This window comes from Streptomyces sp. NPDC026301 (assembly GCF_055567935.1).
The window spans coordinates 158,650-183,046 of record NZ_JBVHPN010000006.1 but is presented as its reverse complement, the minus strand read 5'-3'; the positions used below and the strand labels follow the sequence as shown (position 1 = coordinate 183,046).

Genomic DNA, 24,397 nt, shown 5'->3' with positions numbered 1-24,397 from the left:
ATTTCAGAGCGTGACGTCGACCGTGAGCGGTGCCGGCCCGGGGCGTTCTTCGGTGCGGGCGATCCGCCCCGCCGCGCGGACGTCGGCGGCGACCAGGGTGAACGCCTCCAGTGCCGTGGACGGTCCGGTGATCACCGCCCCCGTCACCGTCGTCCGCATGGACACCTTGGCCGCGGACTTCGCCCGGCGGACCGCGGTGAGGACCTCCGCCGCCGTGTCGAGCAGCGCGGGGTCCGTGCCGTCCGCGAGCGCGCGCAGCGGGTCCGCTTCCGGCCAGGGGGCGCGGTGCACCGAGCCGGGCGCCCACCACGACCAGACCTCCTCCGTGACGAACGGCAGCACCGGCGCGAAGAGGCGCAGCAGCGTGCTCAGCACGGTCGTGAGGGTGGCCCGCGCCGAGGCCGCCCCGGCGGCGTCGGTCTCCGCCGTTCCGTACGCCCGGTCCTTGACCAGTTCCAGGTAGTCGTCGCAGAAGCGCCAGAAGAACCGTTCGGTGTGGTCCAGGGCGCGGGCGTAGTCGAAGTCCTCGAAGGCGGCGGTGGCTTCCTCGACCGTTGCGGCCAGGACGGAGAGGAGGGAACGGTCGAGTGGTTCGGTGACCGGTGTGCCGTCCGCGACCGGCGCGAAGCCGAGGACGAACCGGCTCGCGTTGAGGATCTTCGTGGCCAGCCGGCGGCCGATCTTCATCTGGCCGGTGTCGAACGCGGTGTCCGTGCCGGGGCGCCCGCTCGCCGCCCAGTACCGCACCGCGTCGGACCCGTGGTGCGCCAGCAGGTCCAGCGGCGTGACGGTGTTCCCCTTCGACTTCGACATCTTCTTGCGGTCCGGGTCGAGGATCCAGCCGGAGATCGTGGCGTGCCGCCACGGCAGTGTGCCGTGCTCGGCGTGCGCGCGGACGACCGTGGAGAACAGCCAGGTACGGATGATCTCGTGAGCCTGCGGCCGGACGTCCATCGGGAAGACCCGCTCGAAGAGGTCGGGGTCGGCCGGCCAGCCGGCCGCGATCTGCGGGGTGAGGGAGGAGGTCGCCCAGGTGTCCATGACGTCCGGATCCCCGATGAAGCCGTCCGGGGCACCGCGCTGCGCCTCCGTGTACCCGGGCGGTGCCTCGGCGCTCGGGTCGACGGGCAGCGCCGCCGTGTCCGGGACGATCGGCGTGCCGTAATCGGGGGCGCCCGTGGCGTCCAGCGGGTACCAGACGGGGATCGGCACGCCGAAGAACCGCTGCCGGCTGATCAGCCAGTCACCGTTCAGGCCGCCGACCCAGTTCTCGTACCGGACGCGCATCCGGTCCGGGTGCCAGTGCAACTCGGCGCCACGCCGCAGCAGTTCGTCCCGCAGCGGCCGGTCCCGGCCGCCGTTGCGGAGGTACCACTGGCGGGTGGTGACGATCTCCAGCGGCTTGTCGCCCTTCTCGTAGAACTTCACCGGGTGGGTGACGGGGCGGGGCTCGCCGGTCAGCTCGCCGCTCTCCCGCAGCATGGCGACGACGCGCTCGCGGGCGGTGAACGCGGTGGCCCCGGCCAGCTCTCCGTACGCCGCCCGGGCCCGCTCGCTCTCCAGCCAGGCGGGCGGCCCGGCGGCGAAGCGGCCGTCCCAGCCGATGACCGGGCGGGTCGGCAGCGCCAGCTCACGCCACCACGTCACGTCCGTCGTGTCGCCGAAGGTGCAGATCATGGCGGCGCCGGTGCCCTTCTCCGGGTCGGCGAGCCGGTGCGCGAGGACGGGCACCTCGACCCCGAAGAGCGGGGTGCGCACGGTCTTCCCGAACAGTTCCTGATAGCGCGCGTCGTCCGGATGCGCGACGACCGCGACGCACGCGGGCAGCAGCTCGGGACGCGTCGTCTCGACGAGGAGCGGCGGGACGGGCGAGGGGCCGGAGGCGGCGTCCGTCCGCGCGAACGCCAGCCGGTGGTACGCGGCGGGGCGGTCCCGGTCCTCCAGCTCGGCCTGGGCGACCGCCGTACGGAACGTGACGTCCCACAGCGTGGGCGCCTCGGCCGAGTACGCCTCGCCGCGCGCGAGGTTCCGCAGGAAGGCGTACTGGGAGACCGTCCGGGCCGTGTCCCCGATCGTGCGGTACGTCAGCGTCCAGTCGACCGACAGGCCGAGGCGCCGCCACAGCTCCTCGAACGCCTCCTCGTCGACGGCGGTCAGCCGCTCGCACAGCTCGATGAAATTCCGCCGGGAGACGGGCAGTTGACGCTTTCCTGGCCGCTCCGGCGGGCGGAAGTCCGGGTCGTACGGCAGCGACGGGTCGCAGCGCACCCCGAAGTGGTGCTGGACGCGCCGCTCGGTCGGCAGCCCGTTGTCGTCCCACCCCATCGGGTAGAAGACCTCCCGGCCGCGCATCCGCTGGTAGCGGGCGACCGCGTCGGTGTGCGTGTACGAGAAGACGTGGCCGATGTGGAGGGAGCCGCTGACCGTGGGCGGCGGGGTGTCGATCGAGAAGACCCGGCCGCGCTCGGCGGACCGGTCGAATACATGGACGCCCGACTCTTCCCACTGCCGGGACCACTTCTCTTCCAGCCCGTCGAGAACGGGCCGCTCGGGAACGCCGCGCGGGCGCTGAGGGGACGTCATGCGGGGCCATGCTAGTCACGCCCCCGCGCCCGCGGCCTCCCGTTTTCCGCGCGTCGCCACCCGGCCGCCTTTCCGCGGTCCTCAGCCCAGCTGCCGCACCGGCGCCCCCGCCACGAACGCCGCGATGTCCTCCACCGCCTGCTGGAAGTACCCCTCGTAATTGCGCCGCGTCACATAGCCCAGGTGCGGCGTGGCCAGCAGATTCGGCAGCGACCTGTACGGATGCCCCGCGGACAGCGGCTCCTCGTCGAACACGTCGACCCCCGCGCCCGCGATCCACCCGCCGCGCAGCGCCTCCGCGAGCGCGTCCTGGTCGATGATCGCGGCCCGCGAGGTGTTGACGAGATACGCCGTCGGCCGCATCCGCTTCAGCTCCGCCGCGCCGAGCAGCCCCCGCGTCCGCTCCCCGAGCACCAGGTGCACGGAGACGAAGTCGCTGCTCTCCAGCAGCTCCTCCTTCGTGTGCAGCCGCCGGACGCCTGCCGCCGCGGCCCGCTCGTCCGTGAGGTTACGGCTCCACGCCACGACGTCCATCCCGAACGCCTGGCCGACGGCTGCCACCCTCGTACCGATCTTCCCCAGCCCCAGCAGCCCGAGCCGCCGCCCGTGCAGGTCGGCGCCCACCGTGCTCTGCCACGGCCCACCCTCCCGCAGCGCGGTGTTCTCCCGGACGAGGCCGCGGGCCAGGCCCAGCAGCAGCGCCCAGGTCAGCTCGACCGGCGGCTCCGTATTGCTGGCCGTACCGCACACGGTCACGCCGTGCCGGGCCGCCGCTTCCAGGTCGATCGCGGCGTTGCGCATACCGGAGGTGATCAGCAGTCGCAGCCGGGGGAGCCGGGCGAACAACTCCGCGGGGAACGGCGTCCGTTCGCGCATCACGACGAGGATCTCGCAGTCCCCGACCGCTTCGACCAGCCGCTCCCGGTCCCCGATGTACTCCCGTACGACGCGCACGTCGACGTCCCCGGCCACCGCGCTCCAGTCCGCCATGGACAGCGCGACGCCCTGGTAGTCGTCGAGCACCGCACACCGCAGCTTCATTCTCAGCCCCTCCTGTCCGGACCCGGCCCCGGCCGGTCGTACCGTTGTCGATCTTGCTCCTGGTTGTGTGGAGACTCCACAATATCCCAAGGCCGGACTCCGTTGATCACGCTACCTGCCTCTCCCCAATCTCCTTGGCAGAGTGGCCGGTGAGTCGACGACTCGCCCCGTGAATGGGTCCCTCGGCCACGCGGGGCGTTGTATCTCTACTACAAACGGAGCTCGCTCATGAGCATGAACACCGACAACGTCGTGGTCACCGGCCTGGGCGCCACCACGCCGCTCGGCGGGGACGCCGCGTCGACCTGGAGCGCGATGCTGGCCGGACAGTCCGGCATCGGCCCGCTCGACGAGGAGTGGGCGGCCGCACTGCCCGGCCGGATCGCGGGCCGGCTCGCGGTCGAACCGACCGAGGTACTGGACCGGGTACAGGCCCGCCGCATGGACCGCTGCGAGCAGGTCGCGCTCGTCGCGGCGCGCGAGGCATGGGCCGACGCGGGCGCGCCCGAGGTCGACCCGGAGCGGCTGGCCGTGGTGATCGGCACGGGCACCGGCGGCGCGCTCACCATGCTGGGCCAGGACGACGTGCTGGAGGCGTCCGGCGTGCGCCGGGTGTCGCCGCACACCGTCCCCATGCTGATGGCGAACGGCCCGGCCGCCTGGGTCAGCATCGAACTCGGCGCCCGCGGCGGCGCCCACACCCCCGTCAGCGCCTGCGCGTCCGGGGCCGAGGCGATCGCCATGGGCCTGGACCTGATCCGGCTCGGCCGCGCCGACGTGGTCGTGGCGGGCGGCGCCGAGGCGTGCGTCTGCGCGCTGACGATGGCGGGCTTCGCGCAGGCCAAGGCCCACTCGACGCGCAACGACGAGCCGCAGCGGGCGTCCCGCCCCTTCGACGTGGACCGGGACGGCTTCGTCATCGGCGAGGGCGCGGCCGTGGTCGTACTGGAAAGCGCAGGGTTCGCCGCCGCCCGGGCGGCCCGTGCCCACGCCACCCTCGCGGGCGCCGGCGTCACCTCGGACGCCTTCCACATCACGGCCGCGCACCCGGAGGGCCAGGTCCGGGCCATGCGCCGGGCGCTGGCCGCCGCCGGGCTCACGCCGCAGGACATCGGGCTGGTGCACGCCCACGCGACCTCCACGCCCAAGGGTGACCTCGCCGAGGCGCAGTCGGTCACCGAGGCGATCGGCACCCACCCGGCCGTCACCGCGACCAAGTCGATGACCGGCCACCTCTTCGGCGCGGCGGGCTCCCTCGGCGCGCTCGCGACGATCCTCGCGGTACGCGACGGCGTCGTGCCCGCCACCCTGAACGTCGAGACGCTCGACCCGGAGGTGAAGCTCGACGTCGTCACCGGCGCCCCGCGCCGGATCGCCCTCCCGGCCGCCCTCACCAACTCCTTCGGCTTCGGCGGCCACAATGCGTCGCTGGTCTTCACGCCGGCGCCCTGACGGAACGCCGCCCGCGCACCGGCGCCGAGGCGCGCTGTGGCGGGCGGACCCCCGGCCGCGGGGCGCCTCGGTCAGCCCGCCAGCTCTCCCAGGAGGTCCCAGGTGCGGCGGCGGTCGGCGTCCCCGGCGGCCTCCGTCCCCACGAAGACCACCTCCGTCGCCCCGGCGTCGCGGTAGCGCCGCACCTCGGCGGCGACCGTCCGCTCGTCGCCGATCACCGCCACATCGACGGCCCGCTTGCCGCCGGAGAGCTCGATGGCCCGGGCGTAGGACGGGATCTGCTCGTAGAACGCGAGCTGTCCGGTGACCGTCTCGCGCACGGCGTCGACGTCGTCGGTGACCACGCCGTGCACGAACGCCACGATGCGGGGCGCGGCACGCCCGGCGGCCTCCGCCGCCGCGGTGACGGCCGGGACGATGTGCTCGGCCAGGGCGCGGGGGCCGGCGAGGTTCGGCAGGATGCCGTCCGCCAGCTCCCCGCTGGCCCGCAGCGCCTGCGGGCCCATCGCGGCGACGAGCAGCGGTACGCCGTCGTCGGCGCCCGGTACGCGCGCGGGGACCGGCGTGGTCGCGGTGAGCAGCTCGCCGTGGAAGTCGGCGGTGCCGGTCTCGGTCAACTGCCGCAACGCGGTGAGGAATTCCCGCAGGCGGGCGATGGGCCGTGCGAAGGGGATGCCGAAGCCCGTCTCGGTCAGGAGCTGGGTGCCGAGCGCGAGGCCGAGGTGGTAGCGGCCGTGCGTGGCGGCCTGCGCGGTCAGGGCCTGGCCGGCGACGGCCAGCGGATGGCGTCCGAAGACGGGGATCGCGGACGTGCCCACCTGCAGGCCCGGTACCGCACGCCCGACGATCGCCGCGAGCTGCGGCGAGTCGGCGCCGAAGGTCTGCCCGAACCAGGCGGACCGCAGCCCCGCCGCCGCGGCCTCCTCGGCCAGCCGCACAGAGGCGTCGATCTGATTGACGTCACCGGTCGCGTTGAGTGCTACTCCCACTGTCATGCCCCTGAAACCCCCCACCGCCGCCCCCTCATTCCGTCCGTACGTGACAGCTTCTTGTCGGTCGCGTGAACTCGGCCGCTTTGATCAAGGGGCGCTATGCGGCGTTGCATAAAAGTGTCGTAGTCCGTATAGTCATGCCATCGACGAGGAGGGTTCGATGACTGTACGAGCGGCGGTGGCCGGGGCCAGTGGGTATGCGGGCGGGGAAGTCCTGCGGCTGCTGCTGGCGCACCCCGAGGTGGAGATCGGGGCGCTGACCGGGAACTCCAACGCGGGGCAGCGACTCGGCGCGCTCCAGCCGCACCTGCTGCCGCTGGCGGACCGGGTGCTGGAGCCGACCACCACCGAGGTGCTGGCCGGGCACGACGTCGTCTTTCTCGCGCTGCCGCACGGGCAGTCCGCCGCCGTGGCCGAGGAGCTCGGGCCGGACGTGCTGGTCGTGGACTGCGGCGCGGACTTCCGGCTGAAGGACGCGGGGGACTGGGAGAAGTACTACGGGTCCCCGCACGCCGGTACCTGGCCGTACGGGCTCCCCGAGCTTCCCGGGGCGCGCGCCGCGCTGGAGGGGTCCAAGCGCATCGCCGTCCCGGGGTGTTACCCGACCGCCGTCTCGCTCGCGCTGTTCCCCGCATACGCGGCGGGGCTGGCCGAGCCGGAGGCCGTGATCGTCGCCGCGTCCGGCACGTCGGGCGCGGGCAAGGCGGCCAAGCCGCACCTGCTCGGCTCCGAGGTCATGGGGTCGATGAGCCCGTACGGCGTGGGGGGCGTGCACCGGCACACCCCCGAGATGATCCAGAACCTGAGTGCTGCCGCGGGCGAGCCGGTCAGTGTGTCCTTCACGCCGACGCTCGCGCCCATGCCGCGCGGCATCCTCGCGACCTGCACGGCCAAGGCGAAGCCGGGGCTGACGGGGGAGGACCTGCGGGCCGCGTACGAGAAGGCGTTCGGCGACGAGCCCTTCGTACAGCTGCTGCCTGAGGGGCAGTGGCCGGCCACCGCGGCCGTGTACGGGTCGAACGCGGCGCAGCTCCAGGTCGCGTACGACGCGGCCGCCGGGCGGATCATCGTGATCTGCGCGATCGACAACCTCGCGAAGGGTACGGCCGGTGGCGCCGTACAGAGCATGAACATCGCCCTCGGGCTCCCCGAGGACACGGGACTTTCCACGATCGGAGTCGCGCCGTGACGGTTACGGCAGCCAAGGGATTCACGGCGGCGGGCATCGCCGCCGGGATCAAGGAGAACGGGAACGCGGACCTCGCCCTCGTGGTGAACACCGGTCCGCGACTGGCCGCCGCCGGCGTCTTCACCGCCAACCGCGTCAAGGCGGCGCCGGTCCTCTGGTCCCAGCAGGTGCTCAAGGCCGGGCAGGTCAGTGCCGTCGTACTGAACTCCGGCGGGGCGAATGCCTGCACCGGGCCGAAGGGGTTCCAGGACACCCACGCGACCGCCGAGAAGGTCGCCGAGGTGCTGGGCCAGAACGCCGGGGAGGTCGCGGTCTGCTCGACCGGGCTGATCGGCGAGCTGCTGCCGATGGACAAGGTGCTGCCGGGCATCGAGAAGGCGGCCGGTGAGCTGAGCGCGCACGGCGGCGAGAAGGCCGCCATCGCGATCAAGACCACCGACAGCGTGCACAAGACGGCATTCGCGGAGCGCGACGGCTGGGTCGTCGGCGGCATGGCCAAGGGCGCGGGGATGCTCGCGCCGGGGCTGGCCACCATGCTCGTCGTGCTGACGACGGATGCCGATGTGCCGGCGGAGCAGCTGGACACGGCGCTGCGCGGCGCGACCCGTACGACCTTCGACCGGGTCGACTCCGACGGCTGCATGTCGACCAACGACACCGTGCTGCTGCTCGCCTCGGGCGCGTCCGGCGTGACCCCGGAGGCCGCGGAATTCGCGGCCGCCGTAACCGAGGTCTGCGACGACCTCGCGCGGCAGCTCATCGGCGACGCCGAGGGCGCCAGCAAGGACATCCGCATCGAGGTGATCAACGCGGCGAGCGAGGACGACGCCGTGGAGGTCGGGCGGTCCATCGCGCGGAACAACCTGCTCAAGTGCGCCATCCATGGTGAGGACCCGAACTGGGGACGGGTGCTGTCCGCCATCGGCACCACCTCCGCCGCCTTCGAGCCCGACCAGCTGAACGTCGCGATCAACGGCGTGTGGGTCTGCAAGAACGGCTCGGTGGGGGAGGACCGCGACCTGGTCGACATGCGGTACCGGGAGGTCCGGATCACCGCCGACCTCGCCGCCGGTGCCGAGTCCGCGATCATCTGGGCCAACGACCTCACCGCCGATTACGTCCACGAGAACAGCGCGTATTCCTCATGAGCGAGCCGACCACCGCACGCAAACACACGGCGCTGCCCAAGGCCCGCATCCTCATCGAGGCGCTGCCCTGGCTCACCCGCCACCACGGCAAGACCGTCGTCATCAAGTTCGGCGGCAACGCCATGATCGACGAGGAGCTGAAGGCCGCCTTCGCGCAGGACGTGGTGTTCCTGCGGCACGCCGGGCTCCGCCCGGTCGTCGTGCACGGCGGCGGCCCGCAGATCAGCAAGCAGCTGGCCACGCTGGGCATCGAGTCGGAGTTCAAGGCCGGGCTGCGGGTCACCACGCCCGAGGCCATGGACGTCGTACGGATGGTGCTGGCCGGGCAGGTCCAGCGGGAGCTGGTCGGGCTGCTCAACCAGCACGGGCCGCTCGCCGTCGGCATGACCGGCGAGGACGCCCACCTGATGTCCGCGACCAAGCACTACGCGGACATCGACGGCGAGCGGGTGGACATCGGCCGGGTCGGCGAGATCTCCGCCATCGACGCGGGTGCGGTCGAGGCGCTGCTGGACGACGGCCGGATCCCGGTGATCTCGTCCATCGCCCGGAGCGCGGACGACGGCCACGTGTACAACGTGAACGCCGACACGGCGGCCGCGGCGCTCGCCGCCGCGCTGAACGCCGAGACGCTGATGGTCCTCACCGACGTCGAGGGCCTGTACGAGGACTGGCCGAACAGCGACGAGGTCATCTCCCGGCTCACCGCGACCGAGCTGGAGAAGCTGCTGCCGGACCTGGCCAGCGGCATGGTGCCCAAGATGCGCGGCTGCCTGCACGCGGTACGCAACGGCGTGCACACCGCCCGGGTGATCGACGGGCGGGTCCAGCACTCGATCCTGCTGGAGATCTTCACCGACGAGGGCATCGGCACGATGGTCGTGCCCGACGCACACGAGGACGAGGGGGCGGCATGACGAACGGACTGAGCAACACGGGGCTCACCCGGCGCTGGCAGGGCGCCATGATGGACAACTTCGGCACGCCCCGGATCCCACTGGTGCGCGGCGAGGGCGCCAAGGTCTGGGACGCCGACGGGGCCGAGTACCTCGACTTCCTCGGCGGCATCGCGGTCAACGCGCTCGGCCACGCGCACCCGGCCGTCGTCCGCGCCGTCTCCGACCAGGTCGCCACCCTCGGGCACGTCTCGAACTTCTTCATCACCGAGCCGACCGTCGCGCTCGCCGAGCGGCTGCTGCAGATCGCCGGCGGCCGTCCAGGGCGGGTGTACTTCTCCAACTCGGGCGCCGAGGCCAACGAGGCCGCCTTCAAGATCGGCCGGCTGACCGGGCGGACCCACATCGTCTCCACCGTCGGCGGCTTCCACGGCCGGACCATGGGCTCCCTCGCGCTGACGGGCCAGCCCGCCAAGCAGGACCCGTTCCGCCCGCTGCCCGGTGACGTGACGTACGTACCGTACGGCGACACCGAGGCGCTGCGGGAGGCCGTCACCACCGACACCGCCTTCGTGATTCTGGAGCCGGTGCAGGGCGAGAACGGCGTCATCGTGCCCCCGGCCGGGTACCTCCGGGCCGCCCGCGAGATCACCGCCGCCACCGGCACCCTGCTCGTCCTGGACGAGATCCAGACCGGCATCGGCCGGACCGGGAACTGGCTGGAGGCGCAGGCCCAGGGCGTCGAGGCGGACGTCGTCACGCTCGCCAAGGGGCTGGGCGGCGGGCTGCCGATCGGCGCGACCCTCGCGTACGGGAAGGCCGCCGAGCTGCTCACGCCCGGCGCGCACGGCTCCACCTTCAGCGGAAACCCCGTCGTCTGCGCCGCCGCGCTGGCCGTCCTGGACACCATCGAGGCGGACGGGCTGCTCGATCACGTGAAGCGGGCCGGGGAGCGGCTGCGCGGCGGGATCGAGGCTCTCGGACACCCGCTGGTCGGCTCGGTCCGCGGTGCGGGCCTGCTGCTGGGTATCGTCTTGACGGGGCCGCACGCGCCGAAGGTGCAGCAGGCCGCTCAGGACGCTGGTCTCCTGGTGAACGCCTGCGTGCCGGACGTGGTCCGGCTCGCGCCGCCGCTGATCGTCTCGGACGCAGAGGTGGAGGTGTTCCTCCAGAAGCTGCCCGGCGTCCTCGACGCGGCCCAGGAGGCGGCCGACGGGGAACGACGATCCGGAGACTGAGCAGAACGATGACCGAGGCGCAGGACAACGATTCGCTGCACGGCCACGCCGTACCGCAGACACGGACCGCCCGGCACCGCCGGATCGTGGACATTCTCAACCGCGAGCCGGTCAGGTCCCAGAGCCAGCTGGCCAAGCTGCTGGCCGACGACGGGCTGAGCGTCACCCAGGCGACGCTCTCCCGGGACCTGGACGAGCTGGGCGCGGTGAAGATCCGCAACACCAACGGAGAGCTGATCTACGCGGTGCCGAGCGAGGGCGGCTTCCGCACGCCCAAGGCGCCGCTCGGCGAGTCCGCCAAGGAGGAGCGGATGCGCCGCCTCTCCAGCGAGCTGCTGATCTCGGCCGAGGCGTCGGCGAACCTGGTGGTGCTGCGTACGCCGCCGGGTGCGGCGCAGTTCCTGGCCTCGGCCATCGACCAGGCCGAGCTGCACGTCATCCTCGGCACCATCGCCGGCGACGACACGCTGCTGCTGATCAGCCGCGACCCGGACGGCGGCCAGGCGCTCGCCGATCACCTGCTGCGGCTGGCGCAGCGGAACGGCTGACGAGCAGCTGACTCCGCACGGGCGCGCATGGGCCCCGCTTCCCCTGAGGGAGGCGGGGCCCGTCCGCTTCTGCGGGGCCCGCGCGCTTCTACGGCAGCGGCGGCAGCGGCAGGGGCAGCCCCGGCAGCCCGTCGATGCTCTGCGCGATCCACTCCTTCTTCTGGAAGTACGCGTCCAGGCTTTCGTCCGTCTCCCGCTCGAAGCGCGAGCGGTGCAGCGGGCGGTCCTCGTCGTACGTCATGAACGGCACGCCGTAGCCGCAGGTGTCGCGGATCAGCTCGGCGGTGACGACGATGACCGCGCGCAGGCCGTGCGCGGCGCCGTCGATGCCGGGGAAGTGCGCGAGCAGGCCGTCCCACCGCGGGTCGTCGCGGAAGACCGGCTCGCCGCGGCCGTGCACGCGGACGATGTTGGGCGGGCCCTCGAAGGCGCACCACATCAGCGTGATGCGGCCGTTCTCCCGCAGGTGCGCGACGGTCTCGGCGTTGCTGCCGGCGAAGTCGAGGTATGCCACGGTGTGCTCGTCGAGGACCGCGAACGACCCGGACAGGCCCTTGGGCGAGAGGTTGACGGTGCCGTCCCCCGAGAGCGGCGCGGTCGCGGTGAAGAAGATCTTCTGCGCCTCGATGAACGTGCGCAGCCTGCCGTCTATACGTGCGTGAACCTTTCCCATGCGGCCCAGTATCCGCCCGTGGCAACGGAGCTGGGCGGGTGCCCGGATTTGCCCCCGTCTCACAACGGCACCCGGCCCTCGCTGAGGGAGCGCTTCCCGTACGGTCACGGCGGCACCGGCCCACGGAAACGCGCGCTGCCTACTGTCCCGTCATGACCTTCAACCCCGCGCTCGTCAAAAGCAGTTACGCCGCCGTCGAGCCCCACGGCACCGCCGTGACGAAGTACTTCTACGCCCATCTCTTCGCCCATCACCCCGGGGTGCGGCCGCTGTTCGCCCAGCACCTCGAAGAGCAGGAGGACCGCCTCTGGAACGCGATCGGCGGGCTGGTGGCCAACCTGGAGGACACCGACACCGTCGTCCGCATCCTCCAGGGGCTCGGCGCCCGGCACGCCGGGTACGGCGCCCTCCCCGAGCATTTCCCGGCCGTCGGCGGCAGCCTGATCGCCGCGCTGCGGCACTTCGCGGGGGACGCCTGGACCCCTGAGATCGAGGCGTCCTGGGCGGCGTTGTACGAGACCGTCACCGCGGTGATGACGGACGCCATGACCGCGCCGGAGGCGAAGGCGTCCTAGCAGGCGTCCTGGCCGGGGCCCTCCGGAAACCTCCCGTCCGTGGCAGAGTGTGCGGACATCCGTCCGGGTGCGGCGATCAGGCCGGCATCCGGACGGCGAGCCCGGACGAGGAGGCGGCATGGACCGGCGGATGCGGCCCACGGCCGCCCTGCGGGCGCTGCTCGCGGTCTTCGCGCTCGTCCTCGGCGGGCTGAGCCCCACGGCGGCGGCCGCTGCCACGACCTCGTACGAGGGCGGCGCGCCGTACGCCTCCGCGGGCCAGACGTCCCAGTACGCCTCCGCGGGCCAGACGTCCCCGCCGCACGCGCACTCCGGGCCCACCCAGCCCGGCTGTCTGCACGCCCTCCCGCGCACCGGCCGCGCGACGCCGGCCGAACAGCACGCCGCGCACCCGGCCCCGGGCCTGGACCCCGCAAGCCACTACGCACCCCGGCTGCGCGCACTGCCCTGGCCGTCCGTGCGCCGGGAGGCCGACGGCCGGCCGCAGTGCGCCGCGGGCCTTTGGGCGGCCCGCGCCCCACCCCTCTCCCACAGGTGATCGAGCCAGACGGCGGCACCCCCTGACCGGACCAGGTCACCGGGGGCGTCCGCCGGTTCTCCGCCGCGCCCGTACGCAACCGGCCGCGCGGCACCGCCTGTTGGAGGCCCCTGCCCATGAACCGCGCTTCGAGGCTGCGCGCGCTGCTCGCGCTCGCCGTCCTCGCCCTCTCGCTCTACCTCTCCCTCACCCAGTCCCCCCGCCTCGGGCTCGACCTGCGCGGCGGTACGCAACTCGTCCTGGAGACCCGGGACTCGCCCACCGCCAAGGCCGACCGCGCTGCCACCGAACGCACGCTGGAGGTGCTGCGCCGCCGCGTCGACGGCCTCGGCGTCTCCGAACCGACCCTCGCCCGCTCCGGCGAGCACCGCATCGTCGTCGAACTCCCCGGCGTCCAGGACCCCCGCGAGGCCGCCGAGGTCCTCGGCCGCACCGCCCAGCTCACCTTCCACCCCGTACACGGCACCGGCCCGTCCGGCGACGGCCGGCCCGGGCCCGGGAACGAGCGCACCCTGCGCGACGAGTCCGGGCAGCCGCTGCGCGTCGGCCCGGCCGCGCTCACCGGCGAGCAGGTCGACGGCGCCGAGGCCGGCTTCGACGCCGAGCGCGGCAGCGGCTGGTACGTCGCCGTCGACCTGCGCGGCAGCGGCGAGAAGCAGTGGGCGAAGCTCACCGGCGAGGCCGCCTGCAAGCCCGTCGGCGACCCGGCCCGCCGGGCCGCCATCGTCCTCGACGACAAGGTCATCTCCTCCCCGCAGGTCAACGAGTCGGTGGCCTGCGGCACCGGCATCACCGGCGGCTCCACCCAGATCACCGGCAGCTTCACCCAGCAGGAGGCCCAGGACCTCGCGCTGCTCATCAAGGGCGGCGCGCTGCCCGTACCGGTCGAGCTGGTCGAGCAGCGGACCGTCGGGCCGACGCTGGGCGCCGACGCCATCGAGGCCAGCGCCGGAGCCGCGGTCATCGGCATCGGGCTCACCGCGCTCTTCATCACCGTCGTCTACCGGCTGCTCGGCGTCCTCGCCGCGCTGGCCCTGGCCTGTTACGCGCTGATCTCCTACGCCGCGCTGCTCGCGCTCGGCGCCACCCTCACCCTCCCGGGCCTGGCCGGCTTCGTGCTGGCCATCGGGATGGCGGTGGACGCCAACGTCCTGGTGTTTGAACGCGCCAGGGAGGAGTACGCGGCGGGGCGGAGGAAGAAGCGGCGCGGCGGCGCGGACAACGGCGCGCGCACGGACATCCGCACTGCCCTGACCGCCGGCTTCCGCAACGCCTTCAGCGCCGTCGCGGACTCCAACATCACCACCCTGCTCGCCGCCGGACTGCTGTTCTTCTTCGCCTCCGGGCCGGTACGCGGCTTCGGCGTCACCCTCTCCATCGGCGTCCTCGCCTCGATGATCAGTGCCCTGGTCGTCACCCGGGTGCTCGCCGAATTCGCCCTCGGGCGGGACCTCGTACGGGCGGCGCCGCGCCTCACCGGGCTGGCCGACGAGGGCCGGGTCCGCACCTGGCTGGCCCGCCGCGGCCCCGATCTGATGCGCCACCGGCGCCGCTGGCTCGCCGCCTCCGCGCTCGCGCTGGTGCTGGCCGTCGGCGGGATCGGGCTGCGCGGCCTGGACTTCGGCGTGGAGTTCACCGGCGGGCGGATGGTCGAGTACGCCACCGCCACCGAGGTGGACCCCGGCGCGGCCCGGAAGGCGCTCGCCGACGCCGGGTTCCCGCGCGCCGTGGTGAACGCCTCCGGCGACGGCGACCTCACCGTACGCACCGAGAAGCTGACCGCCGCCCAGGAGAGCGAGGTCCGCAGGACCGTCGCCGGGCTGGGCGGGAAGACGGAGAAGGTACGGGACGAGCTGATCGGGCCGAGCTTGGGGGACGAGCTGCGCCGCAACGCGCTGATCGCCCTCGGCGTGGCGCTGCTCGCCCAGCTCGCGTACCTGGCGGCCCGCTTCCGCTGGACCTTCGGGGCCTCGGCGGTCGCCGCGATGGCGCACGACGTGCTGATCCTGGTCGGCGTCTTCGCCTGGCTGGGCAAGCCGGTGGACGGGGTGTTCCTGGCGGCGCTGCTCACCGTCATCGGGTACTCCGTCAACGACTCCGTCGTCGTCTTCGACCGGGTGCGCGAGCTGTGGGGCGCGAACCGCAAGGCGCCGTTCGACCGGATCGCCAACTCCGCGATCCTGCAGACCCTGCCGCGCACGGTGAACACCGGCATCGGCGCCGTCCTGATCCTGGCCGCGCTGGCGTTCCTGGGCGGTGACACGCTCACCGACTTCGCGGTGGCGCTGCTGATCGGCATCGGCGTCGGCACGTACTCGTCGCTGTTCACGGCGATGCCGCTGGCGATCTCGCTGGAGGCACGCAGTACGGCGCCGCCGCCCCGGCCGGCCGGACGGGCCAAGTCCGCACCGTCGACGACCGGAGCCCGCCGCCGCGCGGGCGCACGGCGCGCCGACGACTCGGGGGCTGTGGTCTGACGGACGGACACCTGGGGGTGCGGGCCGTATCCGGTACGGCCCGCACGCACCCCGGTCAGGCGCGTGGAGCCTTCGCCTCCGAAGCCGACACCGCCGTTGCTCCCGTACTCGGCAGGCCGACGGGCGCCTCTTGCGGCGCCTCGGCGGCGGCCCCGCCCGGCCCCCGCTTCCGGTAGGCGCGCACGCCGTACGCCGCGAGCACCACCACGAGCGTGACCGCGCTGGCCGCGAAGTCCTTGCGGGTGGAGGGCAGTACGGCCATCGTGACGATCACGACCCCCATCGCGGCCACCGTGAACCAGCTCAGGTACGGGTACCACCACATCTTCAGCTGGAGGGAGCCCGGGTCCTCACGCTCCAGGCGGCGGCGCAGCCGCAACTGGGAGAGGGCGACGAGCAGGTACACGAAGAGGGCCACCGCGCCGTAGGAGTGCACGATGAAGGAGAAGACCGCGTCCGGCGAGACATACGCGATGATCACCGAGACATAGCCGAGGGTGGTCGCGAGGAGGATCGCGCGGCGCGGCACACCCCGCTTGCTGAGCTTGGTCAGGCCGCGCGGCGCGTCGCCGTGCCTGGTCAGCGCGAAGACGATGCGGGAGGCGCTGTAGAGCCCGGCGTTGAGCGAGGAGAGCACGGCGACCAGGACCAGGAGCCGCATCAGGGTGCCGGCGGCGGGGATGCCGATCTGCTGGAGCGCGGCGACGTACGGGCCGTCCGCCACGTCCGGCTTGTTCCACGGCACGATCGCGATGACCAGGAAGATCGAGCCGACGTAGAAGAGCAGCACGCGCAGCACGACGGAGTTGGTGGCCTTGGCGACGTTGCGGCGCGGCTCGCTGGACTCCGAGGCGGCCAGCGCGGCGATCTCGGCGCCGGTGAAGAAGCCGACGGCCGGAATGACGGCGGCGAGCACCGGGCCGATGCCGTGCGGCGCGAAACCGTGGTGCGCGGTCAGGTTCGAGACGTCCGCGTGGTGGGCCCCCGGCCACAGCCCGAGGACGAATACCAGGCCGAGGACGAGAAATACGGTGATGGCGGCGACCTTGATGGAGGAGAACCAGTACTCGAACTCCCCGAAGGACTTCACCGAGAACATGTTGACCGCGGTGAGGATGACCATCAGGCAGAGGCTGATGACCCACAGCGGAATACCGGGCAGCCAGACGTGCAGCTGGCTCGCGCCGGCCACCGCCTCCAGTGCCACGACATTCACCCAGAAATACCAGTAGAGCCAGCCGATGGTGAATCCGCCCCAATTGCCCAGGGCGAGGCGTGCGTACGCGTAGAAGGAGCCCACCGAGGGGCGGGCCACCGCCATTTCGCCCAGCATCCGCATCACCAGGATGACCAGCCCGCCGGCCAGCAGGAACGAGATGATGGCGGCCGGTCCGGCGTCCTCGATGACCACGCCGCTGCCGACGAAGAGCCCCGCGCCGATGACCCCGCCGAGGGCGATGAGCCGCATATGGCGCTGTTTGAGTTCGCCCCGCAGTCCGGCGCCCTCGGTCTCCGTGGCGCCGTCGCCGCCTTCGTGGTCGGCCGTATTTCTCTCTTGCACAGGGACCCCATTCCTCTCGGAAAGCCCAGCCTTCGGAAAATTCAGCAGTGTCCGGGATCATGGCTGCCCGGTGAACGCCAGGGAAAGCGCCAGAGCGTAGCCGTTTCTGGGTACCAGGGGAAAATGACTGCGCAATCTGTTGCGGCCGTGTTGCGGCGGCATTTCCCAGGATTGCGGCGCCGTATATCGGACGCGTTATGCGGCGCAAACGGGTGCGCCGGTGCAGGCAGACGTCGCCGCCTGCCTGCACCGGTACAAAGGAGGGGCCGCACGGCCCGCCGGCTCAGCCCAGCACGCTCCGCTGCACGTCCGCGATCATCACGTCCACGCCGGAGAGCAGCTCGCCCAGCACCTCGCGGTCGGCCACCAGCGGCGGCGAGATCATCAGCATCGTCGCGCCCCGGTCGTCGGGGCGCAGGATGACGCCGGTGCGCTTGAAGGCGCTCGGCAGCACCTCGCGCAGCACCTTCGTCGACTCCTCCTCGGTCAGCTCGCGGCCGGTCTCGCTGTCGGCCATCAGCTCCACCGCGTAGAAGAAGCCCATGCCGCGCACGTCCTTCACGACGCGGTAGCGGTCCTTGAGGGCCTCCAGCCCGGCGCGCAGCCCGGGGCCGAGGGTGCGGACGTTGCCGAGGACGTTCTCGTCCCGCATGGCGGTGATGTTGGCGACCGCGACCGCGGTGGAGACCGGGTGGCCACCCCAGGTCGCGCCGTGCGTGAACGTGCCGCCCTTCGGCGACTCGAACAGGCCGCGCACCAGCGGCTCCCGGGCGATCATGCCGCCCAGCGGCGCGTACCCGGACGTGGACCCCTTGGCGAAGGTGATCATGTCGGGCACGACGCCGAAGTACCCGCTGCCGAACCACTCGCCCAGCCGCCCGAACGAGCAGATCACCTCGTCGGCGACCAGCAGCACGCCGTACTTGTCGCAGATCCGGCGCAGCTCGCGCCAGTAACCGTCCGGCGGCACCAGCGCACCCCGCCCGTTCTGCACCGGCTCGGCGAAGACCGCCGCGACCGTCTCCGGGCCCTCCTCCACGATCGCCTGCTCGATGGCCCGTACGCAGTCCAGCTGGTCCGCCGGGCCGCAGTCACCGGTGAAGCCGAGGGTGTGGGGGACGTGCCGGATGCCCGGCAGCAGCGGCCCGAAGGGGTCGCGGATCTTGGGCAGCCCGGTCACCGACAGGGCGCCGAGCGTCACGCCGTGGTACGCCATGCTGCGGCTGATGATCTTCGTACGTTCCGGCGCGCCCTGGCTCCGGTGGTACTGCCGGGCGAACTTGATCGCCGTCTCCACGGCCTCCGAACCGGAGTTGACGAACCAGGTGACGCTGAGGTCGCCGGGCGCCAGGTCGGCTATCAGGCTCGCCGCCTCGACGGCCGGCGGGTGCGCCGCGCCCCAGTTCGTGGAGTACGGCAGCGTCTCCATCTGCTTGGAAGCGGCGGCCACGATGTCGCCGCGGCCGTGGCCCATGTTGACGCAGAAGAGCCCGGCCAGGCCGTCCAGGAAGCGGCGGCCCTGCTCGTCGTAGAGGTAGCAGCCCTCGCTGCGGACGAAGACCGGCAGGCCCTCGTCCTGCCAGACGTCGTTACGGGTGAAGTGCTGGCCGAGGTGGGCCTGCGCCTTGGCGCGGAGGGAGGAGTCGGTGCTCACGGTGATCCTTCCGGAAAGGGGAGCGGGTGGGGTGGCGGTACGGTCCGGGCCCGCGCCGCGGGCGGACGGGCCCGGCGCGTGCCTCAGACGAGGACCTCGTCGACGTCGACGTACTTCAGGTCGTGCGCCTCGGCCACCGGCCGGTAGGTGAGCTGGCCGCCCACCACGTTGATGCCGCGCTTGACCGCGGGGTCGGCGTCGGCCGCGGCGGCCAGGCCGTTGTCGGCGATCGCCAGGACGTACGGCAGGGTCACGTTGGTCAGCGCGTACGTGGAGGTGTTCGGCACCGCGCCCGGCATGTTCGCGACGCAGTAGAAGACCGAGTCGTGGACCTGGTACGTCGGGTCGGCGTGCGTGGTCGGGTGGGAGTCCTCGAAGCAGCCGCCCTGGTCGATGGCGATGTCGACCAGTACCGAGCCCTCCTTCATCCGGGAGACCAGGTCGTTGCTGATCAGCTTGGGGGCCTTGGCGCCGGGCACCAGCACCGCGCCGATCACCAGGTCGGCCTCCAGGACGGCGCGCTCCAGCTCGAAGGCGTTGGACGCGACGGTCCTGATCCGGCCCTGGTACATCCGGTCGGCGGCGCGCAGCTTCTCGATGTTCAGGTCGAGCAGCGTGACGTCGGCCCACATGCCGGTGGCCACGGCCACGGCGTTCATGCCGGAGACGCCGGCGCCGACGACCACGACCTTGGCGGGGGAGGTGCCGGACACCCCGCCCATCAGGACGCCGCGGCCGCCCGCCGCGCGCATCAGGTGGTACGCGCCGACCTGCGGCGCGAGCCGCCCGGCCACCTCCGACATCGGGAAGAGCAGCGGCAGCGAGCCGTCGGCGGGCTGCACGGTCTCGTACGCGACGCCGGTGATCCCGGACTCCAGCATCGCCTGCGTGCACTCCTTGGAGGCCGCGAGGTGCAGGTACGTGAAGAGCAGCTGCCCCTCGCGCATCCGGTGGTACTCCTCGGCGATGGGCTCCTTGACCTTCAGGATCATGTCGGCGGTGGCCCAGACCTGGTCGGCGTCCCGCAGGAGGGTGGCACCGGCGGCGGCGTACTCGGCGTCCGGGATCGAGGAGCCGGTGCCGGCACCCTCCTCGATGTACACGGAGTGGCCGTGGCGGACCAGCTCGTGGACGCCCGAGGGGGTGATGGCCACCCGGTACTCGTGGTTCTTGATCTCGCGCGGGATTCCGATCTTCACGAAGAACTCCCATCGGGTAGTGCGGGCGCGGAAGGGCACCCGGCGGCATTCGGCGTTCGGCATGCGACGTTCGTGGCGCGGCGCTCCGTTGGCGCTAGCGTGGGGGGCCAACTGGTCCGGGCGTAAGCGCCAGTTCTCCGGCTTCTGATGGGTCCAGGGCCGGGAACCCCGATACCGGCCGGGCCGGGCAATTTCTCCCGTCCGCCCCCTTGGGCGGTGGCCCGGACGCGGTTACGATCCCGTCAGCTGGCACCCCACGACAAGGCGAATCCGGTCAATCCGATGGGGGCAGTGCCGCCTCCGCACGCCGGTCCTCCCCGCCCGCCCGCACGCGCCGGTGCAGCACGTCCCCCGCCATCCGCCATCGCAGGAGGCAGGCATTCCACGCACACTGATCGAGATCGACCGGGACTCCGCCGAGCCGCTGTACCGCCAGATCCGCAAGGCCATCGAGCACGGCATCGCCGTCGGCACCATCGACGCCAGCAACCGGCTGCCCTCGTCCCGCGAACTGGCCCGTGAGCTGGGCCTTTCCCGGAACACCGTGAACGCCGCCTACCAGGAGCTGGTCGCCGAGGGCTTCGTCGAGAGCCGGGTGCGGCAGGGCATCTTCGTCAACCGCGACATGCGGCCGTACTGCGCCGCCGAGCAGCGCCCCGTGCACGAGCCCTTCGACTGGCGCGCACGGCTGCGCGGCCACCCCGAGGACACCCTCCCGCACATCGAGAAGCGCGCCGACTGGGCGGAGTATCCGTACCCCTTCCTCGCAGGCCAGGTCGACCTGCGGGCCTTCCCCGCCCGCGACTGGTCCCGCGCGCTCAACGAAGCGCTCTACCACCCGCACGCCCGCTACAGCCTCCAGGACAGCATCGCCTTCGACGACCCGCTGCTGGTCGAGATGGTCTGCAGCCGCCTGCTCCCGGCCCGCGGCGTCGAGGCCACCCCCGAGGAGGTCCTCGTCACCGTCGGCTCCCAGCAGGGCCTGGACCTCCTCACCCGCGCCCTCCTCGGCACCGGCTCCGTCGTCGCCGTCGAGGACCCCGGATACCTCGACGCGCGCCACATCTTCGTGCGCGCCGGCGCCCGCCTGATGCCGCTCCCCGTGACCGCCGCCGGGCTCACCCCGCCGCCCACCCTCGCCGGCGTCGACCTGCTGCACGTCACGCCCAGTCACCATCACCCCACCAACGTCACGCTCGGCATCGGCCGCCGGCGCGACCTGCTCTCCCTCGTCCGCGAGAGCGGCACGGTCATCGTCGAGGACGACTACGACAGCGAGTTCCGCTACCAGGGCAGCCCGACGCCGGCCCTGAAGGGCCTGGACACCACCGACCAGGTCGTCTACCTGGGCACCTTCTCCAAGTTTCTGGCCCCGGGCCTGCGCATGGGCTACCTCGTCGGCGCCAAGGAACTCGTCCGCGAACTCCGCGACCTGCGCCGCTACTCGGTCCGCCACCCCTCGGGCCACACCCAGCGTGCGCTGGCCCTCCTGATCCAGTCCGGCGAGTACCACCGCGCGGTCCGCCGCTACCGCGGCCAGCTCATGCGCAAGTGGGAAGCCGCCTGCACGGCCGTCAACACCCACCTGCCCTGGCACACCACCCCCTCCCAGGGCGGCGTCAGCCTCTGGATGACCGGCCCCGAACACCTCGACTGCCGCCGCCTGGTCGACCTCGCCCAACGCCACGGCGTCCTCATCGAACCGGGCGACATCTACTTCCTCTCCGACACCCCACCCCTCCACCACTTCCGCATCGGCTTCGCGGCCCCTCAGCTGAGCGCCATCGACCCGGGGATTCGGATATTGGGGGAGTTGGTGGACCGGGCGATGGGGAGCTGACGGCTCAGCCGATCAGGCTCAGGACCTCGTGGAAGGCGCCGTTGCCCGTGTCCGTGGCGAGGTCGAGGACGCGGGAGTGGCGGTAGTACGGGCTGAGGTCGAGGCCGACGCCTATGCCGGCGATTTCCGCGGCGGCGGAGTGGTCCAGGGCGGCCACGGTGTCGCGGAGGTGATGGTCGAGGTAGTGACGGTCGTTGGCGAGGTTCGTGGCGGTGTCCATGGGGCTGCCGTCGGAGAGGACGAGGAGCAGGCGGCGGCTGTCGGGGCGGGCGGCCAGGGCGCGGTCGCAGGCCCAGGCGACCGCCTCGCCGTCGATGCCCTCGCGGAAGAGGTCGGGCTTGAGGAGGGCCGCGATGTCGCGGCGGGCGCGGCGCCAGGGGGTGGCGGCGTCCTTGAAGACCAGGTGGGAGCGTTCGTTGAGGCGGCCGGGGTGGGGCGGGCGGCCGGCCCGCAGCCAGTCGCGGCGGGCCCGGCCGCCGTTCCAGGCGCCGGTCGTGAAGCCGAGGATCTCGCAGGCCGCGCCGGCCTGGTCCAGGGCCCGGGCGAACACGTCCACCAGCATCGCCACGGACTCGGCGTGCTCCTTCATCGAGCCCGAGCAGTCGATGAGGAAGGTGACCAGCGCGTCGGCCACCGGGGCCGTGCGTTCGGTACGGAAGAGCCGGCGCTCGGTGGGGGAAGTGATCAGCTGAGTGAGGCGGCCGCCGTCGATGTGGCCGGACTCCTGGCCGCCGTCCCAGCCGTCCGGCGCGCGGGTGGCGAGCAGCAGTTGCAGCGCGCGGGCGAGGCGGGGGACGTTGACGCCCTGAGCGGCGATGCGGCGGTCCAGGCGGTCCCGGTACTCGCGCAGCAGTTCGGGGCGGACGAGCGTGGCGGCGGGTGCCTCGCGGTCGTAGGCGGTGGTGAAGACGCGGTAGCCGCCGGGGTCGTCGGCCAGGACCCGGCTGCGTCCTGACGCGGCGGTGGCGGTCTCCTCGCCGGATTCGGCGTCGGAGTCGAGGTCGAGGAGGGCGGTGAAGGGGGAGAGGTCGTCCTCCTCCTCGGGAGCGTCCTCCGCGTCGTCCTTGGGGCCCGGGCCGTCGGTTGTCGCCAGCAGGTCGGCGATCGTGCGGGCCAGGGACAGCGCGTGCGGTGCGAAGGCGGGCTGGTCGGCGCGGTACCGGCGCAGCGCGGCCAGGTCGTGGCCGGTCAGCGGGGCGAGCGCGGCGCGGGTGGCCTCGATGGGGTCCTCCGCGTGCGCCGGGACCGGCTCGCCGGTGATCCGGGAGCGCGCGACGTGCGCGACCGTGAAGAGCAGCAGGCCGCGGGCGGTCTCGGTGAGGCCGGACTCCTCGCACGCGCGGGACCAGCGGGTGAAGCGGTGGCGGAGGTTGGTGCGTACGCCGGACAGCGGGGGCGGCGCCATCGACTCCGTACGGAACTGTTCCAGCAGCTCGAAGACCAGGCGCGCGGCCGGGTCCGCCGGGCACAGTTCGGCGTGCAGGCGGGGGTCGGAGCCGCGCAGCCGCAGCGCCAGGCCGTCGGCGGCGCCGCGCCGGGAGGCGAAGTCGGGGTCGTCGGGGGAGGGCCGGGCGTGTGGCGCGTGGACCGGGACCGGGCGCAGGCCGCGGTAGGGCCGCCCGCCGCGGTAGTGCACCTCGGGGTCCGCGCTCAGCGCCCGTACGGCTGCCGCGCACAGCTCCTCCGCCTGCTGCCGGCGGCGCACCGCGGCCTGCGGTCCCGTCCCCGTCATGTCGCCGCCAACGCGTAGGACTCGGGCAGCTCGCGGTCGAAGCAGCGCTGGAAGTACTCGGCCACCAGCGGGCGTTCGGCCTCGTCGCACTTGTTGAGGAAGGACAGCCGGAAGGCGGGCGCCGGGTCGCCGAATATCTCGGTGTTCTCGGCCCAGGTGATGACCGTACGGGGGGACATCAGCGTGGACAGGTCGCCGGCCCGGAAGCCATGGCGGGTCAGGCCCGCGACGGCCACCATGGCCGCGACCAGCGCGCGGCCGTTCTCGTCGGCGAGGGAGGGGACGCGGGAGCGGACGATCGCGGCCTCCTCCTCGGCGGGGAGGTGGTCGAGCGCGGCGACGACGTGCCAGCGGTCGATCTGCGCGTGGTTCAGCCGCTGGGCGCCGTGGTAGAGGCCGTTGAGGTTGCCGAGGCCGACCGTGTTGGCGGTGGCGAAGAGCCGGAAGGCGGGGTGCGGCGCGAGGACGCTGTTCCGGTCCAGCAGGGTCAGCTTCCCGTCGCTCTCCAGCATCCGCTGCAGAACGAACATCACGTCCGGGCGCCCCGCGTCGTACTCGTCCAGGATCAGCGCCATCGGCCGCTGCAGCGCCCAGGGCACGATGCCCTCCTGGAACTCCGTCACCTGCTGCCCGTCGCGCAGCACCACCGCGTCCCTGCCGATCAGGTCCGGGCGGCTGAGGTGGCCGTCGAGGTTGACGCGTACGCAGGGCCAGTTGAGCCGCGCGGCCACCTGCTCGATGTGGCTGGACTTACCGGTCCCGTGCAGGCCCTGGACCAGCACGCGGCGGTTGCGTGCGAACCCGGCGAGCAGCGCCAGGGTGACATCGGGCTGGAAGCGGTACGCGGTGTCCACCTCGGGCACGTACGCGGTGGGCTCGCGGTACGCGGGGACGGTGAGCGGGGAGTCGATGCCGAAGACGTCCTTGACGGCGACGGTGGTGTCGGGCCCGTCCGGGGCCGGGGGAGTACCAGGACCGGTCGTCATGTGCGGGGGCTCCTTTGCGTGACGGGTGGGGCGGTGAGCCCCCTTTCAGGAGGCGGCCGGTGTCAGCGGCCGGTG

General features: G+C 72.7%; 19 protein-coding genes. 10 read left to right on the top strand and 9 right to left on the bottom strand.

What is annotated here, in order from left to right:
- Positions 1–3: 3 nt before the first annotated feature.
- Complete coding sequence (gene valS, locus ACZ4MH_RS12470; RefSeq protein WP_351591088.1) at positions 4–2,583, bottom strand: valine--tRNA ligase; 2,580 nt, start codon at positions 2,581–2,583, stop codon at positions 4–6.
- A gap of 81 nt (positions 2,584–2,664) precedes the next feature.
- Positions 2,665–3,624, bottom strand: a complete 960-nt coding sequence (locus tag ACZ4MH_RS12465; RefSeq protein WP_351591085.1) for a D-2-hydroxyacid dehydrogenase family protein — start codon at positions 3,622–3,624, stop codon at positions 2,665–2,667.
- A gap of 228 nt (positions 3,625–3,852) precedes the next feature.
- Here ACZ4MH_RS12465 and ACZ4MH_RS12460 point away from each other — a divergent pair, with 228 nt between their 5' ends.
- On the top strand, positions 3,853–5,076 hold the full coding sequence (locus ACZ4MH_RS12460; protein ID WP_351591082.1) for a beta-ketoacyl-[acyl-carrier-protein] synthase family protein: 1,224 nt from the start codon (positions 3,853–3,855) through the stop codon (positions 5,074–5,076).
- A gap of 71 nt (positions 5,077–5,147) precedes the next feature.
- Here the strand turns inward: ACZ4MH_RS12460 and ACZ4MH_RS12455 are convergent, their stop codons facing one another.
- Positions 5,148–6,071, bottom strand: coding sequence for a TIGR03564 family F420-dependent LLM class oxidoreductase (locus ACZ4MH_RS12455; protein ID WP_351591080.1), 924 nt, complete (start codon positions 6,069–6,071; stop codon positions 5,148–5,150).
- Between the two features lie 157 nt (positions 6,072–6,228).
- Here ACZ4MH_RS12455 and argC point away from each other — a divergent pair, with 157 nt between their 5' ends.
- From argC to ACZ4MH_RS12430, 5 genes are read left to right on the top strand one after another with little or no spacing between them, the layout of a single operon-like run.
- The gene (argC, locus tag ACZ4MH_RS12450; RefSeq protein WP_351591077.1) at positions 6,229–7,257 is read left to right on the top strand and encodes an N-acetyl-gamma-glutamyl-phosphate reductase; all 1,029 of its coding nucleotides are present in this window, start codon (positions 6,229–6,231) and stop codon (positions 7,255–7,257) included.
- The gene (gene argJ, locus ACZ4MH_RS12445; protein ID WP_351591074.1) at positions 7,254–8,405 is read left to right on the top strand and encodes a bifunctional glutamate N-acetyltransferase/amino-acid acetyltransferase ArgJ; all 1,152 of its coding nucleotides are present in this window, start codon (positions 7,254–7,256) and stop codon (positions 8,403–8,405) included. The genes argC and argJ overlap by 4 nt, the downstream gene beginning before the upstream one ends.
- Positions 8,402–9,322 (top strand): acetylglutamate kinase, encoded by a 921-nt coding sequence (argB, locus tag ACZ4MH_RS12440; RefSeq protein ID WP_351591072.1) that lies wholly within the window; start codon positions 8,402–8,404, stop codon positions 9,320–9,322. Before argJ ends, argB begins: the two co-directional genes overlap by 4 nt.
- Complete coding sequence (locus ACZ4MH_RS12435; protein WP_351591070.1) at positions 9,319–10,539, top strand: acetylornithine transaminase; 1,221 nt, start codon at positions 9,319–9,321, stop codon at positions 10,537–10,539. Before argB ends, ACZ4MH_RS12435 begins: the two co-directional genes overlap by 4 nt.
- A gap of 8 nt (positions 10,540–10,547) precedes the next feature.
- Positions 10,548–11,087, top strand: a complete 540-nt coding sequence (locus ACZ4MH_RS12430) for an arginine repressor (RefSeq protein ID WP_351591067.1) — start codon at positions 10,548–10,550, stop codon at positions 11,085–11,087.
- A gap of 88 nt (positions 11,088–11,175) precedes the next feature.
- On the opposite strand, the gene ACZ4MH_RS12425 is transcribed toward ACZ4MH_RS12430, so the two are convergent.
- The gene (locus ACZ4MH_RS12425) at positions 11,176–11,760 is read right to left on the bottom strand and encodes a pyridoxamine 5'-phosphate oxidase family protein (protein WP_351591064.1); all 585 of its coding nucleotides are present in this window, start codon (positions 11,758–11,760) and stop codon (positions 11,176–11,178) included.
- A 152-nt stretch (positions 11,761–11,912) separates the two neighbouring features.
- Between ACZ4MH_RS12425 and ACZ4MH_RS12420 the strand changes: the two genes are divergently transcribed.
- The 3 genes from ACZ4MH_RS12420 to secD all read left to right on the top strand — a co-directional run bounded on the left by ACZ4MH_RS12420 (position 11,913) and on the right by secD (position 15,350).
- Entirely contained in the window at positions 11,913–12,335 is a 423-nt protein-coding gene (locus tag ACZ4MH_RS12420) for a globin domain-containing protein (protein WP_351591061.1), read from the top strand.
- Between the two features lie 118 nt (positions 12,336–12,453).
- A complete protein-coding gene (locus ACZ4MH_RS12415; RefSeq protein WP_351591058.1) occupies positions 12,454–12,873 on the top strand; it encodes a hypothetical protein in 420 nt (139 codons plus the stop codon).
- A 116-nt stretch (positions 12,874–12,989) separates the two neighbouring features.
- Positions 12,990–15,350 carry a protein translocase subunit SecD gene (gene secD / locus ACZ4MH_RS12410; RefSeq protein ID WP_351591055.1) on the top strand — a complete coding sequence of 787 codons (2,361 nt, stop codon included), beginning with the start codon at positions 12,990–12,992 and terminating at the stop codon, positions 15,348–15,350.
- 55 nt (positions 15,351–15,405) lie between these two features.
- Here the strand turns inward: secD and ACZ4MH_RS12405 are convergent, their stop codons facing one another.
- From ACZ4MH_RS12405 to ald, 3 genes are all read right to left on the bottom strand, one after another.
- The gene (locus ACZ4MH_RS12405) at positions 15,406–16,911 is read right to left on the bottom strand and encodes an amino acid permease (protein WP_351591052.1); all 1,506 of its coding nucleotides are present in this window, start codon (positions 16,909–16,911) and stop codon (positions 15,406–15,408) included.
- Positions 16,912–17,194: 283 nt separating this feature from the next.
- The gene (locus ACZ4MH_RS12400; RefSeq protein ID WP_351591050.1) at positions 17,195–18,565 is read right to left on the bottom strand and encodes an aspartate aminotransferase family protein; all 1,371 of its coding nucleotides are present in this window, start codon (positions 18,563–18,565) and stop codon (positions 17,195–17,197) included.
- A gap of 83 nt (positions 18,566–18,648) precedes the next feature.
- Complete coding sequence (gene ald, locus ACZ4MH_RS12395) at positions 18,649–19,764, bottom strand: alanine dehydrogenase (RefSeq protein ID WP_351591047.1); 1,116 nt, start codon at positions 19,762–19,764, stop codon at positions 18,649–18,651.
- Between the two features lie 337 nt (positions 19,765–20,101).
- Between ald and pdxR the strand changes: the two genes are divergently transcribed.
- Positions 20,102–21,604, top strand: a complete 1,503-nt coding sequence (gene pdxR / locus ACZ4MH_RS12390; RefSeq protein WP_351591044.1) for a MocR-like pyridoxine biosynthesis transcription factor PdxR — start codon at positions 20,102–20,104, stop codon at positions 21,602–21,604.
- A gap of 4 nt (positions 21,605–21,608) precedes the next feature.
- Here the strand turns inward: pdxR and ACZ4MH_RS12385 are convergent, their stop codons facing one another.
- Together ACZ4MH_RS12385 and ACZ4MH_RS12380 are read right to left on the bottom strand one after the other, a co-directional pair.
- Positions 21,609–23,336 (bottom strand): cobaltochelatase CobT-related protein, encoded by a 1,728-nt coding sequence (locus ACZ4MH_RS12385; protein WP_351591041.1) that lies wholly within the window; start codon positions 23,334–23,336, stop codon positions 21,609–21,611.
- Positions 23,333–24,322 (bottom strand): AAA family ATPase, encoded by a 990-nt coding sequence (locus ACZ4MH_RS12380; RefSeq protein WP_351591038.1) that lies wholly within the window; start codon positions 24,320–24,322, stop codon positions 23,333–23,335. Before ACZ4MH_RS12380 ends, ACZ4MH_RS12385 begins: the two co-directional genes overlap by 4 nt.
- Positions 24,323–24,397 lie beyond the last annotated feature (75 nt).